We start from the raw sequence: 13,797 nt of genomic DNA, 5'->3' as shown, positions 1-13,797 counted from the left end.
CGTTGTCCGAGTTCATGGTCGATGCCGACACCTTGGCGAACGCACGGTTCGGTACGTCGCAACTCACCGAGACCGTGTCCGCGCTGAAGCTGTTGCTCCGGCCGGTCGAGCCATGGTTCCGGCCGTGGAAGGACACGCACGTGGCTTCGTTCGAAGCGGCGTTGGCGGCCGATCCGCTCTGGACAGCGCTGCTCGACAGCGCCTTCAGTGACAGTTGGGCCGCGGACTTCCTGACCGTTCCGCCGCTCGCGCCCGATCTCACGATCGAGGCCGAGCTCGCGTACCTGACATCCTTGGACGACGACCACATCCGCGCGGATCTCAGCGTCGTACGGACGCCGTTGCCGGCCATCGTCCGCGAAACGTCCGGGCTGTCCGCGGCGGCGGCGGAGTTGCTGCGGTGGGTGTGGCGGGTGACGGTCGAGCCGGACTGGCGCCGGCGGTTGCGGGTACTGCAGGCCGATGTCGTGTCGCGGACGTCGCGGCTCAGCGAGCAGGGATGGTCCGGCGTACTGCGCGGGCTCGGACCCGATGTGCGGTGGCTCGGCGACGGACGCATCCAGGTGAACCGCTGGGACTACCCGCCGACCGACGTCCGCGGCCGCGATCTGATGTTCCTCGCCGCGCACACGCAACGTGTGAACGTGAGCTGGCGGCTGCCGGACCGCTATGCACTGACCTACCCCGTGACCGGAATCTTCGCGACCACCACAACGCCGGACGAACCGCTGGTGCAGTTGCTCGGCCGCAACCGCGCCCGCATCCTGGCCGAGGCCGCCGAGCCGGTGAGCACGACGTTGCTCGTGGCAACCACCGGTCTGTCGCTCGCCACCGTCTCGGACCACCTGCGCGTCCTGACCGACGCCGGACTGCTCGAACGCCGCCGTTCCGGCCGGTCGGTGCTGTACTGGCAGTCCGACACCGGCCGCCGTGTCGTACGGCGACCGGCGTCGAACCGCCCCGAGCCCCGTTGAGCTCGTGCAGCCGGGCAGCTAACGGACCTGGAGCTCCGTGGAGAGCGGTAGGTCCGAAACCGACGAGCCGGCTCGGATCGTGAAGGCGCCGGGTTCGGTGGTCCAGCCCGTTGATTCGGCAGTGTCCCAGTGCTCGAAGGCGTGCTCGTGCAGGTTGACGGTGATCTCGCGGGCCTGACCGGCGTCGAGGCGTACGACGGCGAAACCGGCCAGCCAGCGCACCGGGCGGTCGACGGCGCTGCCGGGACGCTCGACGTACACCTGGACGACGTGCTTGCCGGCCCGGTCGCCGGTGTTGCGCACGGTCAGCGCGACGGACGAGGGGTCGTTCGCGCGCAGGTCGGACAGCTCCCAGGTGGTGTACCCGAGACCGTGACCGAACTCGTACGCCGGCTCGGTGCCCGCCTTGAGCCAGGCGCGATACCCGATATGGATGCCTTCGTCGTACCGTACGACGCCGTTCTCCGGGGTCACGTTGATGACCGGGACGTCCTCCTGCGTACGCGGCCACGTGGTCGGGAGACGGCCGCCCGGCTCGGTACGGCCGAGGAGGACGTCGGAGAGCGCGTCCCCGTACTCCTGACCGCCGAAGTACGTCGCGAGCACCGCGGCGACGTCGTCCCGCCAGGGGAGGAGCACCGGGGAGCCGGCGTTGACGACCACGACCGTTCGCGGGTTCGCGGCCGCGACCGCACGGACCAGGTCGTCCTGCCGGCCCGGGAGCGCGAGCGAGGTCCGGTCGTACCCCTCGGACTCGACCTTCGAGTTGGTGCCGACGACGACCAGCGCCACGTCGGCGGCCCGGGCCGCGGCGACGGCCTCGTCGATCAGGGCCTGCGGGTCGTCGTTGCCCGGCTCGACACCGACCGTGATGCTGAGCGCGTTGCTCAGCCCGCCCTCGACCTTGGGCAGGTCGAGCTCGACGCGGACGTCGACCGGCGTTCCGGCCGTGACCTCGAGCGGCGCGGAGATCGACGGCGGCGAGAGCAGCGCGGCGCCCAGGTCGTTGCCGACCGGGACCGCCGTGTCCTCGCGGAGGAGCTTGCCGTCGGCAAAGATCCGGCCGTGGCCGACCGACGCGAAACCGAGCTGGATCGCGCCGGACTCGCTCGGCGTCCAGGTGGTGCGGAACTCGAAGACCGCTGACTCGCCGATCGGCGCGTTGCCGCCGAGGTACACGAGCGCGCTGGAGAACCGGTCCTCGGCGAACAGTTCGGAACCGTCGGCGCTCAGGAACCGGACGCGGGCGCCCGGCTGACCGGACTGCGGGTTCGTCATCGTGGCGGCCGGGAGCTCGGCGACACCTTCCTGGACGACCGCGCCGATCGAGTACGTGATCTCCGCGTCCGGGAGCGCCGCGCGCAGCCCGTCGAGCGGCGAGACGACCTTCTCCGGGATGACGGTCGCGCTACCGCCGCCCTGGGTCCGCGCGTCGCGCGCGTTGTGGCCGATGACTGCCAGCTTCTGTACGTCGCTGCTCCAGGGCAGCGCGTTCTCGTTGCGGAGCAGGACGGTGCCTTCGGCTGCTGCCGTACGGGCGAAGGCCACTCCGTCGATCTGCGGTGGGTCGATGGGTTTCTCGGTGCCTTCGAGCGCGCCGACGCGCGCGGCGAGCGCCAGAATGCGGCGTACCTTGCGGTCGATCGCGTCTTCCTTGACCTCACCGGACCGGACGGCCTCGACGAGCGCGTCACCCCAGGCGCCGACCGGACCGGGCATCGCCAGGTCCTGCGCGTGCTTGGCGCTCTCCACGCTGCGGACGGCGGTCCAGTCGCTGACGACCACGCCGTCGAAGCCCCAGTCGGTGTTGAGCGGCGTCTCGAGCAGGTCGTTCTCCGACGCGGTCGCGCCGTTGATCGAGTTGTAGGCGCTCATCACCAGCCACGCCTTCGACTCGGTGACCGCCTTCTCGAAGGCCAGCAGGTACACCTCGCGCAGCGTGCGCTCGTCGACCTCGACGTTCGCGGTGAAGCGGTCGGTCTCGAAGTCGTTCGCCACGTAGTGCTTCGGGGTCGCGCCGACGCCGAGCTCCTGCACGCCGGCGACGTACGCCGCGGCCAGGTCCGCGGTCAGCACCGGGTCCTCGCTGAACGCCTCGAAGTGCCGGCCGCCGAGCGGGGAGCGGTGCAGGTTGATCGTCGGGCCGAGCACCACGTCGACGTTCTTGCGGCGCGCCTCGAGCGCCGACACCACGCCGTACCGATGAGCGATGCCGACGTCCCAGGACGACGACAGGGCGGTTGCCGACGGGAGGTTCAGGGACGGGTCGCGCTCGTCCCAGACCGCGCCGCGGACGCCGCTCGGGCCGTCGGACAGCACCATCGAACGCAGCCCGATCGCGGGCAGCGGGTGGGTGGACCAGAAATCCTGGCCGGTCAGGATCCGGACCTTCTCCTCCAGGGAGAGGCGGCCGAGCAGGTCGTCGAAGTTCATGGCGAAAACTGTACGTCCGAAAACCAAGTGATGCTAGGTTTTGGGTATGGCTAGTTCCCGGGGTCCTTATGCGAAGGGTGTCGCCAAGCGCGCCGAGATCCTGCGGGCCGCGCTCGAGGTGATCGCGCGGCACGGGTACCGGAAGACGTCGACGCGCGAGCTCGCCGCCGCGGCCGGGCTCAGCGAGGCCGGGATGCTGCACTACTTCGGCTCGAAGGAGCAGCTGTTCGAGGCGGTGCTGCGGGCCCGCGACGAGGCGGACAGGGCCCGGTTCGAGGCCGGTGACCCGATCGACAACCTGACCGCGATCATCCGCCACAACGGGTCGGTGCCGGGTCTCGTGCAGTTGTACTCGACGTTCTCCGCCGAGGCCGGCGATCCGGAGCACGGCTCGCACGAGTACTTCGTGGAGCGGTACGCCGCGATTCGGGAGGCGCTCGCCGACGCGGTCCGCGTCCGCCAGGCAGCCGGGACACTGACCCCGGCGGCCGACCCGGAAACGATCGCGACCCTGCTGATCGCCCTCTCCGACGGCCTCCAGGTCCAGTCGCAGTACGAACTGCAGGCCGACACCGCCGCCCTCTTCAGCCACCTGCTCGACCTTCTGGCCGGCGTCGAGGCGTGACCTGCTCCACCGCCTAGGTTTGCGGTATGACCACGAGTGACGACGGCCCGGGCCCCTTCGACGACTTCGACATCGTCAACGACCTGGTCGATTCCGGGTATGCCGTCGGCGAGGCGGACGACCACGACGAGGTGCTCCCGAGGATCGAAGAGCCGGCGGACGGCGCGTGGGTACCGCCGACCTCGGTCGAGCGACTGCTCTACCGGGACAAGGACGACCCGGATGTCTCCGCGTACCTGTCGATTCTCGCGACCGCCGGTGTCTACCACCCGGTGGCGATCACGCATGCCCACCACGAGCCGGCGAAGCGGCAGCCGATCATCGCCGACCTCGGCGACGAACTCCGGGCGATGTCGGTCTACACCGCGGATGTGCTGCCTCGCCCGCACCCGAAAGTCGTCTACGAGTTCACCACGCTGCGCGGCCTGGTCCAGCTGCTCGGCGACGTCGACGTCCTGCTCGTCAACCCGGAGACGCCGTGCCAGAACGCCCTGCAACTCGGTGACAAGATGACCCAGCTGATGCTCGAGCTGCACGACGAGTACTGGGAGCCGGGCTACTTCTCCGGCCGCATCATCACCCGTCAGAGCAACGCCACTGAGCCGGGCGCCCTCCTGCACGGTCTGGCCTGTGGCGCACAGCTCTGCGTCACGAACGGCTACGCCTGGAACACGACGGAGCACCATGGCAACGGCTACAGCGCGGAACTCGCACTGATCGAGAGATGGTGGGACGTCAAGGTCCGCGAGGACTGGCTGGAGATCCAGCAGCGGCTGCTCGACCGCGGCGTCGGCTCATCGGCGTGGGACGACGTACTGCGAACGCGGAACCGGCTGGTCGACCACTTCGGTGGACCGGTCGACGCCGCCCAGTGGCAGCAGTACGACGAGTCCGGGTTCCGCCAGTACGTCGCGCAGACCGGCGCTCCCGCCCAGCCGGGCGCGAACCCCGAGCTCGACGCCGTCGTCGCGGCCCGCGGTGAGCTGATTACCCGGATCCTGCGCTACGAGGAGCGCTTCCGAGAGGACCGCCTGCTCCCGGACGGCGGCTACGTACGCTCGACCGCCGCGTGGGACCTGGGCCGCGCCTCCGCCATGGCCCGCTGGGGCCGGAGCACCCGTTTCTGCACCCAGGCCGAGATGTTCGACGCCCTCCGCGCGCTGAGTCAGGAGGCCCAGCGGCGCTACACCTCCTGGGAGGAGTTCGGCGTCGGCTACATCCTCGGCCGCTGCATCCAGTTCGACGATGACGACTCGCGCAACTGGTACACCGAGGCCCGCGGCATCCACGAGCAGCTCCTCAGCGTCGAGCAGAGCCCTTGGCGCACCGTGCCGTTCCGCTAGGGCCTTGCGAGATAGTTGAACCATGACGAAGCCTGCTGACCTGCCCGAACTCGAGGTAGGTGTGGATCGGCGTGTGCTGACCAAGGAGATCTGGCTCGTGCTGGCGCTGTCGCTCGGGGCGTCCGGGGTGGCGGCGATCATCTCGTTCACGGGAGTGCTGACCTCGTCCAAGCCGATCAGCGGGCAGACCGCGGTGATCGTCGGTTCGCGCGCGCCGGGCCGGCCGTGGCTGGATCTGGCCTGGCAGATCTTCGCGGTGGTCACCGCCCTGGTGCCGGTCGCGCTGGTCGGTCATCTGCTCGCGCGGGGCAAGGAGTCGTTCCGGACGATCGGGTTCGACCTGCGCGACAGGTTCCGCGACCTCGGGCGCGGTACGGCGATCGCTGCCGCCGTCGGGGGAGCGGGGCTGCTGTTCTACATCGGTGCACACGCGACCGGCGTGAACCTGACCGTCGACCCGTCCCAGCTGCCCGACGACTGGTGGCGGATCCCGATCCTGATCGCGGTCTCGGTGCAGAACGCCGTACTCGAGGAAGTCATCGTGCTCGGGTACCTGAACCACCGGCTCGACCAGCTCGGCTGGTCGGTCCGCCGCTCGATCGGGACCAGTTCGTTGCTGCGCGGCTCGTACCACCTCTACCAGGGGCTCGGCGGGTTCGCGGGAAACGTGATCATGGGCGTGATCTTCGGCTACCTGTACCGGCGGTGGGGCCGGATCATGCCGCTCGTCGTCGCGCACACCCTGATCGACACGGCCGCGCTGATCGGGGCGACGTACCTGCTCGGCAAGGTGTCCTGGCTGCCGAGCTAGCAGGCGAGAGTTTGGGCAACTGTAAAGACTGACACGTAACCGATCGGCCCCCGGACGGGTTGAGGATGACGTGACAGTCAACGGGGAAATCACGAATCCGCCGGAGATCGACGCCGGTCTCGCGGCCGCGGCACTCGCCGTGTTCGCGCACCGGCACGAGGTCGTCCACCTGCTGTACGCCGCCACCGACGAGCCGGACGCGCTCGCCCGGATCGGCGGCCTGCTGAAGGTCGACGAGGCGGCCATCGCACGTGTTCTGGACCAGCCGCTGCGCTGGATGCTTCCGCAGTTCCGCGCCGAACTGGAGACGATCGCGGCGACGCCGGGAGCGCCCGGTGCCGCGACCAGGTCTTCTGCCGGGGCTCCGGAGGACTCGGAGAGCGCTGCGCCGGATCTCCAGTCGGCGGCCGCCTCGACCAGCTGAGGCCGCGGCACCAGCAGCACGCACCGTTCCATCGGTAGGTTGGAGCGGTGCACACGTATGGGCGGGACCTTCTGGAGATCGCGGACGAACTGACCACGGCGTACGTCGAGGTGTTCACGGCGCCGCCCTTCGAGCAGCGCGATCGTGAGGAGACCCGGATCGCGTTCCGGAAACGGCTCGAGACGGACGTCGAGCGCGACGGGTTCCAGGCGTGGATCGAGCGGTCGGAGGACGGGCGGATCGCCGGGTTCCTGACCGGGTGGACGACGCCGGCGCCGTTCCGGACCGACCGGGCGTACGGGAGCGTTCTCGACCGGCTCGGCAGGGAGCAGGTCGAGGAGCTGCTGATCGGCGCGTACGAGGTCGACGAGCTCGGCGTCCTCGCGCAGGCCCGCGGCACCGGTCTGGCCCGCCGCCTCCTCGAAACGGCCGCCCAAGAGCACCAGCGAGCCTGGCTCCTCGCCTGGAACCAGAACCACGATGCGCTCGCGTTCTACCGGCACCTCGGCTGGCAGGAGCCCGAGGTCCGCGGCCCCGAAACCGACATCGTGGTCTTCGTCACCCCCTGACGGTGGATGCGGAGGTTCAGAGGCCGAACAGTTCGAGGGCGTTGCGGTGGGTGACGGCCTCGTGTTCGGCGGGGGTTAGGTCGGCGGCTTCGAGGGCGCCGAGGGCGATCGACGGGTCGATCAGCGTGGCGTCGGTGCCGAACATCATCCGGCTGGGACCGATCCGGTCCAGGATCCAGCGGATCCGGTTGGCCTCGGGCGCGGACCAGCACGGCTCGAACCAGATCCGGTCGCAGCGGTCCGCCGCCTCGGGGACCCGGGGCCAGCCGTTCGCGCCCATGTGACCGGCGAGCACCTGCGCCCCCGGGACCCGGGCGGCGACGTCGGCGAGATCGACGACGGTGTCGCCCCAGGTGTGTACGAGGGTGGGCAGCCCGTACTCCGTGGTGAGCTCGATCGCCGCCTGCATCGCGGGCGACGTCATCGGCGTCCGGCTGTACTCGGTGTGGATCTTCGCGCCGACCCACCGCGTCCGCCCGTCGCCGGCGAGGAACTCGTCGAGATCCGTGCGGGCCTCGTCGAGGCGGCGCGGGTCGACGACGATCATCCCGCGCAGCCGCGGATCGGCCGGAAGCTGCTCCGCGAGCGAGCGGTTGCCGAGCGGGGCGTCGTACACGATGGCCTCGATCGCGGAGACCAGTTGGAGGTCGATGCCGAACCGGTCGAGTCCGTCGATGTTGGTGTCGATGCTCGCGACGTCCATCGAGAAGAACCACGGTCCCCAGTGGGCGTGTACGTCGATCAGCATGCGGGCTCCAGCAAGGTCGTGAGGCTGCGGCTTCCGGCCTGGGCGATCTCGTCCGCGCTGAGCTTCGACGAGAGCAGCCGGCGGATCACCGAGCGGGTCTCGTGGAACGGCGTCCGGCACCCGAGCACGAGCCGCTCGGCGCCGACCTCCGCGGCCACGATCTCCAGCGCGTCCGGTCCGGTGAGCATCCGGGTGGAGGTGTGGAACCCAGGCTCGGACCGGGCCAGCAGCACGAAGTCCCCGAGGTAGTAGAAATGCGTGTCGAGGAACACCACGCGCGCGCCGAGCCCGCGCAGCGCCGGGCCGACCTTGCGGACGTCGCCCTCGGTGAAGATCGTCAGCCCGGCGTCGACGAGCAGTTGCACCACATGACCGAAAGCCGGGTACGTCGGTTCGACGCTTTGCGCGGTGGGCGCCAGCCGGACGGCCCGCGGCGGCGTGTCGCCGGCCAGCTGCCGCTCCAGTTCCTTCTCCGCGCCGAGCGGATCGCGCAGGTCGAGCACCGGGCACGTCGTCCAGCCGTTGCCATCGGCAACCTGCCGCGCCTCGTCGTTCCCGGACCGTACGTCGAAGTGCACCGCCCGCAGCCCGGACACGACGCCGCCCGAGATCCCGCTCTCCGCGAACACCTTCGCGACGTTCTCGGGCCGGCCCCAGCGCCCCGTTGTCACGTCGTGCCCGACCAGGATGTCGCAGTCGAGCAGCAGGGGAGTATCGGTCATGATGCCTTCCGGGACAGGGCGTTGTGGACCTTGCGGATCGCGGCGACGATGTCGTCGACGTCGGACTCGGTGTAGTTCTCGTTCCAGGCGAGGACGAGCAGCTTCCGGTCGATGAGTTCCTCTGCGTTCGGGCACAACCCGACCGGGTACGAGACGTCCCGCAGCGGGAACCCGGACTGGCCGTAGGTGATCCGCTCGCGGACCGCAGGTGCGGCGTACAGCGGGCTGGTCAGGTAGCCGCCGTTCGCCGGGATGCCCTCGGCGGTCAGCGCCGCGGCCCATTCACGCATGTCGCCGGCCGCCTCGGAGATGATGAGCGGGTACTGCCAGTACACGTGGTCCTGCCCGTCCGGCGGGGCTGTGACCCCGGCCAGGTCCGCGATCCCTGCGGTTGCCCGGAGCGCCGCCGTACGACGATCCTGGACGACGCCGCGCAGCCGGTTGAGCTGCGCGCGCGTGACCGAGGCGACGAGTTCGGTCATGCGGTAGTTGAGCGCGAGGAACAGGTAGGTCCGCTCGTCGGTGTCCCGCGGCCAGCCCTTGTCCGCGAACAACCGCATCCGGCGGGCGCGTTGCGCGTCGTCGGTGACCGCGAGACCGCCGTCGCCGGCGCTGATGTGCTTGGTCTGTTGCAGGCTGAAGCACCCGATGTGGCCGATCCGGCCGACGTACGTGTCGCCGACCGGCGCGAGGTATGCCTGCGCGCAGTCCTCGATCAGCAGGATCCCGTGCTGGTCGCAGAGCGCGCGCAACTCCCGGACGGCGGCCGGCTTCCCGAACAGGTGTACGACGATGACGGCCTTCGTGCGCGGGGTGATCGCGGCGGCCACGGTCTCGGGCGTCAGGTTTCCGGTGATCGGGTCGACGTCCGCGAACACCGGTACGGCGTTCTGCATGAGGATCGGGAACACGGTACCCATGTCGCTGATCGGCGTGGTGATGATCTCGTCGCCGGGATCCGGGTTCACGGCGGCGACGGCCAGGTGCAGCGCCGCCGTTCCCGAACTGCAGGCGACCGCGTGCCCGGCGCCGAGCAGCGACGCGAACTCCAGCTCGAGCGCGGGAACCTCCGTTCCCCAGGTGGCCGAGAGCATGCCGCTGCGCAGCACTCGCTCGACCGCCTTGACCTCGTCGTCGCCGAAGCGCCGGCCGCTGGCGTTCATCACCGACGGCAGCGGCTCCGTGCGGACCGGCGTCCCGCCGTCACGGGCGAGCTGACTGTTCTCCATCAGGAATCCTTTGCTTAGGGCAACGGCAGTTGGACGAGATCGCGGTCGGCCAGGCCCCAGACGCTGTGCCGGACGCCAGGCACCGGGGTCAGCTGCGGCACGGTGTACCACCCGTCGCCGAGCTTGTTCACGAGCAGCTTCGCACTGCTGAGGCCCGGGCCCAGCTGGTACAGGTTCCCGCCGAAGTTCGTTTCACAGTAGACGCCGGTGCGGTCAGTGTGGATCTGGCCGTACCCGGACAGCTTGTTCGCGCCGCGGACGACGGCGCCCGTGCGCAGGTCGTACGTGAACCAGCCGCCGCTGGTGCGCTTCAGGACGCCGTACAGGATGCCGTCGTGGACGGCGACGCTCTGGATGGAGCGCTCCCCGGCGAGCGGCTCCGCGGTCCAGAGCAGTTCGCGACGGCACAGGTCGAATGCCGCGATCGAGGCCGAGGTGCGGGTCGGCGGGACGCCACCGCCGCCCACCACGTCCCCGCCGACGTACGCGATGCCGTCGACGATCGAGACCGACAGCAGGCCCTGATCGGGGAGCACGCCGAAACGCACGTCGAGTTCACCGGTGCGTACGTCGAGCAAGGTCAGTGCGCCGGTCAGCTTCCCGGTGCCTGGTGCGGACGCGATCGCGAGCAGCTTCGACTTCGGGTCGTACGCGGCCTGCCACGGCCGGATCTGCTCGTGACCGATCTTGCCGAAGCTGTGCACCTCTTTGGTGCGCGGGTTGATCCGGACCACCTCGGTGCTCGGGTACAGGGCGGAGTACAGCTCGCCCCGTACCCAGTTCAGCGTCTTGGCCTCACCCGCGACGCGGAGGCGGCGCGTGACGCCGGTGTCGATCGCGTGCTCGGTGACCACCCAGTGCCCGCCGACGTACAGATGCGGGTCGCCGATCACGATCGACTGCGGCTTGTCCGGCGCGGGCGTGAACCCGGCGTCGACGAGATCGAGCAGTTCGAACTCACCGGTCGCGACGTCGAGCCACCACAGGACGCCGGACCCGGTCGCGCCGAGCAGCGTGCTCGCGTCGAGCATCACGAGACGGCGATGCTCGTCCGACGGCGCGGGCGTCGCCACCGCGGTGAGGCTGGTGTCCTCCGGTCCGCACGACCAAACCGTCCCCGACGTCCGGGTCGTCAGGTACGCCGTACCGTCCGCGGCGACCGTGATCGCGTCGACGCTGGACTGGCCCTCGGGTAGCGGCACAGCCCGTACGTCGCTGCCGTCGAGCGCCATGTTCAGCAACGCGCGGCTGCTGCCGACGTAGATCCGGTCGCCGGCGCCCGCGAACGGGCCGAAGTTCTGTCCACGGGACGTCTCGGGCGTGAGGTCGCGGAAGACCCCGGTACTCCGGTCGTACCCGACCACCTGCGCCGGCGTGTAGATCCCGGCGTACACGTAGTTGCCTGCGGCCCCGACATAGCGGCCGTACTGCGCTCCGGCGACCGGGGCTCCGAGCCGTGTGGCCGCGTTGGTCGCGGGATCGATCTGCCAGACCGCGCCGTTCGGGTAGCTGACCGCGAACACCTGGCCGTCGGGTGCCGTCGTCATGTCCCAGACAAATCCGCCGGGACCGGCGAGCGCTCCGACGTGGACCACGGATCCGTCGGCCGGGTCGAAGCAGTAGACGTCGGCGGTCGGATAGAGCCCGCAGTAGACCTTGCCGGCGGCAACCGTGATGCCCCAGCCGCCTTCGCCGGTCGGCAGCTCGACCGTCCTGGTCACGCGGCGGGTGGTCAGATCGACCTCGGTCAGCCGGGGCGGCACGATGCCGCGGCTGATCACGTACGCATGACCGTCGAGCACCGCCATCGCAACGACGGCGGCCGTCACGACCGCGGGGCCGGAAGTGGGCAGGGTTGAACCGTCGATGGGTCCGTCCTCCGCGTGAGCAGTGGTGGGGAGAGCAGTCAGCGCGCCGGTGGCCAGGGCGCCGGCGAGAGCGGTACGGCGGGAGATGATCATCGGAGCCCTCCGATGCGGACGAGGTCGCGGCCCTTGATCGTGTAGAGCGCCGCGCCGTCGTGCGACGTGGTGATGAGCGGGTAGCCGTAGATCTGCGAGGCGAGCCCGTCGACCACGGTGCTCACGGTCGGGGCTCCGGTGGTGGTCGGCGTGATCTTGAAGACACGTTTGCTGTCCGTCCCGTACAGGCCGGAGCGTGCGATTGTCAGTCGACTCTGACTGGTGCCGAGCGTGGCGCCGGCGACGAGGGTGCCGGTGCGCGGGTCGAGGACTGCGAGGCGGCCGTCGTCGGTGGTCACGTACAGACGGCCGCGGTACTGCGCGACGGCGCTGTAACTCTGTGCTCCGGCAAGCGCGGCGGTCTCCCACAACACCTGGTTGCGGCGCTGGTCGAACGCGACAACGGTCGCCTCGGGCAGAATCGGGTCGGTGCCGAGGCTGTTCCGGGTCGCGCCGCCGAGGTACGCGATTCCGTCCGCGGTCGTCACCGAACGGACCGACTGGTGCGGGAGGACGCCGCGGTGCACCTCGAGCTGACCGGTGTCGAGGTGTTGCTCGACGAGCGTGCCGTCGTACTTGCCGTAGTCGGGCTCGGTGGAGAGCAGCCACGTTTGTGAGCGGGCGTCGTACGCGGCGTCGGTCGGGCGGGTCTGCTCGTTGCCGATCCGGCCGAATTCGTGCAGGCCGGTGCCGTCCGGTTCCATCTGCCAGAGACGGGCCAGCGTGTACACACCGAGGTACACCTGCCGGCCGACCGGCGTCATGGTCTTGGCCTCGCCGGGCAGGAAGGTCCGGGTGCTGGCGCCGGTCGCGAGGTCATGGACCTGGATGCCCGCCTTGCCACTGACCAGCACGGACGTGGGCGTCGCGGCGATCGCCATCGGCTGCTCGGGCGCAGGTGGCAGCCCGGCCTGACCCAGGTCGGTGCCGCTGAACGTCCCGCTCGCCTCGTCGAAGTCGACGACCTGGCTGGTCAGCTCGGCCCGTATGGTCGAACCCTCGACGAAGATCCGGTTGAAGTACGCACCGTCGTACGGCGAACCGAGGCGCGTCAGCGCGTTGTCGCGGTACCGGTAGAGCGTGCCGGACGGGCGTGTGCCGAGGTAGACGTCAGCGCCGCTCAAGGTGATCGCGGTGACGTACTGGTCGCCGCCGGGTGTCTGTACCTCGACCGGGTTGCTCAGGTCCGTGGTGTCGAAGACGAGCATCGTGCCGGTGGGGGAGAGGCCCGCGGCGAGTTTCGTCCCGTCGAGCGCGAGCGTGGCGACGAACGTACGGTCCGCGTACTTGGCGGGCAGCACGTCGCGCCGGTCGCCGGTCGCGCGGTCGATGGCGATCAGGTGCGCCTTCGTGCCGACGCCGGCGTAGATCGTGGTGGCGTCGGCGGCGATGCTGCGGACGTACTGCTCGCCGGCGATGGCGGCGCCGTACGACCTCGTGGCGCCGGTGGCCGGGTCGTATTCGTGCACCGCGCCGTCCGGATAGGTCCCGGCGACGATCTTGCCGTCCGGGGTGGCGGCGATCGACCAGACGAACGAGCCGAACTGCGCGACCTTGGCCGCGGTGCCGGTCGTCGTGTCGACCTTGTAGACGTCACCGGGGGTGTAGAGGCCGATGTACAGGTCGGTGCCGATATGGGTCATCGCCCACGCCCCGGCGCCGGTCGGCAGGGAGAACTTGCGGTCGACGGTCTTGCCGACCGGGTCGAACGCGCCGACCTGGACGGGTGCGACGCCGGAGGTGATGGTCCAGATCCGGTCACCGACCTGCTCGGCGACGCTGGTCGAGGTCACGGCGGACGCCGGACCGAGGCTGGTGACGGTCGGAGTTTCGGTCCCGACCGGAATAGTGGCGTCGGCCGGAGCAGAAACGCTCACCAAACCTGCGCAGATGACCAGAGCAACGATCAATCCCCGTGCGAATCGCTTGTCCACAAGGCCTCCCGGGACAGTACGCAC

At 70.0% G+C, this 13,797-nt stretch carries 12 protein-coding genes; 6 read left to right on the top strand and 6 right to left on the bottom strand.

The genetic code is table 11. The features are described 5' to 3' along the window. Positions 1–2 precede the first annotated feature (2 nt). Entirely contained in the window at positions 3–974 is a 972-nt protein-coding gene (locus tag E0H50_RS33545; protein ID WP_131295020.1) for an ArsR/SmtB family transcription factor, read from the top strand. 18 nt (positions 975–992) lie between these two features. On the opposite strand, the gene E0H50_RS33540 is transcribed toward E0H50_RS33545, so the two are convergent. Further along, positions 993–3,407, bottom strand: coding sequence for a beta-glucosidase H (locus tag E0H50_RS33540; protein ID WP_131295019.1), 2,415 nt, complete (start codon positions 3,405–3,407; stop codon positions 993–995). A 46-nt stretch (positions 3,408–3,453) separates the two neighbouring features. On the opposite strand from E0H50_RS33540, the gene E0H50_RS33535 reads away from it, so the two are divergent. The 5 genes from E0H50_RS33535 (at position 3,454) to E0H50_RS33515 (ending at position 7,179) form a co-directional block, all read left to right on the top strand. Further along, positions 3,454–4,032 carry a TetR/AcrR family transcriptional regulator gene (locus tag E0H50_RS33535; protein ID WP_131295018.1) on the top strand — a complete coding sequence of 193 codons (579 nt, stop codon included), beginning with the start codon at positions 3,454–3,456 and terminating at the stop codon, positions 4,030–4,032. A gap of 26 nt (positions 4,033–4,058) precedes the next feature. Continuing rightward, entirely contained in the window at positions 4,059–5,375 is a 1,317-nt protein-coding gene (locus E0H50_RS33530; RefSeq protein WP_131295017.1) for a DUF1266 domain-containing protein, read from the top strand. A 22-nt stretch (positions 5,376–5,397) separates the two neighbouring features. Then, positions 5,398–6,186, top strand: coding sequence for a CPBP family intramembrane glutamic endopeptidase (locus E0H50_RS33525; protein ID WP_131295016.1), 789 nt, complete (start codon positions 5,398–5,400; stop codon positions 6,184–6,186). A 70-nt stretch (positions 6,187–6,256) separates the two neighbouring features. After that, on the top strand, positions 6,257–6,610 hold the full coding sequence (locus E0H50_RS33520; RefSeq protein WP_131295015.1) for a hypothetical protein: 354 nt from the start codon (positions 6,257–6,259) through the stop codon (positions 6,608–6,610). A 47-nt stretch (positions 6,611–6,657) separates the two neighbouring features. After that, a complete protein-coding gene (locus E0H50_RS33515) occupies positions 6,658–7,179 on the top strand; it encodes a GNAT family N-acetyltransferase (protein ID WP_131295014.1) in 522 nt (173 codons plus the stop codon). Between the two features lie 16 nt (positions 7,180–7,195). Here the strand turns inward: E0H50_RS33515 and E0H50_RS33510 are convergent, their stop codons facing one another. The 5 genes from E0H50_RS33510 to E0H50_RS33490 are packed head-to-tail and all read right to left on the bottom strand — an operon-like array spanning position 7,196 to position 13,716. After that, positions 7,196–7,927 (bottom strand): amidohydrolase family protein, encoded by a 732-nt coding sequence (locus tag E0H50_RS33510; RefSeq protein ID WP_131295013.1) that lies wholly within the window; start codon positions 7,925–7,927, stop codon positions 7,196–7,198. Continuing rightward, positions 7,921–8,649, bottom strand: a complete 729-nt coding sequence (locus E0H50_RS33505) for an amidohydrolase family protein (protein ID WP_131295012.1) — start codon at positions 8,647–8,649, stop codon at positions 7,921–7,923. The genes E0H50_RS33510 and E0H50_RS33505 overlap by 7 nt, the downstream gene beginning before the upstream one ends. Further along, the gene (locus E0H50_RS33500) at positions 8,646–9,878 is read right to left on the bottom strand and encodes a DegT/DnrJ/EryC1/StrS family aminotransferase (protein ID WP_131295011.1); all 1,233 of its coding nucleotides are present in this window, start codon (positions 9,876–9,878) and stop codon (positions 8,646–8,648) included. The genes E0H50_RS33505 and E0H50_RS33500 overlap by 4 nt, the downstream gene beginning before the upstream one ends. A gap of 14 nt (positions 9,879–9,892) precedes the next feature. Beyond that, positions 9,893–11,839, bottom strand: a complete 1,947-nt coding sequence (locus E0H50_RS33495; RefSeq protein ID WP_131295010.1) for an NHL repeat-containing protein — start codon at positions 11,837–11,839, stop codon at positions 9,893–9,895. After that, positions 11,836–13,716, bottom strand: coding sequence for an outer membrane protein assembly factor BamB family protein (locus E0H50_RS33490; RefSeq protein WP_131295009.1), 1,881 nt, complete (start codon positions 13,714–13,716; stop codon positions 11,836–11,838). Before E0H50_RS33490 ends, E0H50_RS33495 begins: the two co-directional genes overlap by 4 nt. Positions 13,717–13,797 lie beyond the last annotated feature (81 nt).

Origin of the sequence: Kribbella sindirgiensis (genome assembly GCF_004331435.1) — a bacterium.
In the GTDB taxonomy this organism is placed as follows: Bacteria; Actinomycetota; Actinomycetes; order Propionibacteriales; family Kribbellaceae; genus Kribbella; species Kribbella sindirgiensis.
This window is presented reverse-complemented; position numbering and strand designations above follow the sequence as displayed.

Excerpts from the sequence above, each read along its gene's own strand:
- E0H50_RS33540 (WP_131295019.1), bottom strand. The coding sequence starts at position 3,407 with ATGAACTTCGACGACCTGCTCGGCCGCCTCTCCCTGGAGGAGAAGGTC.
- E0H50_RS33535 (WP_131295018.1), top strand. The coding sequence starts at position 3,454 with ATGGCTAGTTCCCGGGGTCCTTATGCGAAGGGTGTCGCCAAGCGCGCC.
- E0H50_RS33530 (WP_131295017.1), top strand. The coding sequence starts at position 4,059 with ATGACCACGAGTGACGACGGCCCGGGCCCCTTCGACGACTTCGACATC.
- E0H50_RS33525 (WP_131295016.1), top strand. The coding sequence starts at position 5,398 with ATGACGAAGCCTGCTGACCTGCCCGAACTCGAGGTAGGTGTGGATCGG.
- E0H50_RS33510 (WP_131295013.1), bottom strand. The coding sequence starts at position 7,927 with ATGCTGATCGACGTACACGCCCACTGGGGACCGTGGTTCTTCTCGATG.
- E0H50_RS33505 (WP_131295012.1), bottom strand. The coding sequence starts at position 8,649 with ATGACCGATACTCCCCTGCTGCTCGACTGCGACATCCTGGTCGGGCAC.
- E0H50_RS33500 (WP_131295011.1), bottom strand. The coding sequence starts at position 9,878 with ATGGAGAACAGTCAGCTCGCCCGTGACGGCGGGACGCCGGTCCGCACG.
- E0H50_RS33495 (WP_131295010.1), bottom strand. The coding sequence starts at position 11,839 with ATGATCATCTCCCGCCGTACCGCTCTCGCCGGCGCCCTGGCCACCGGC.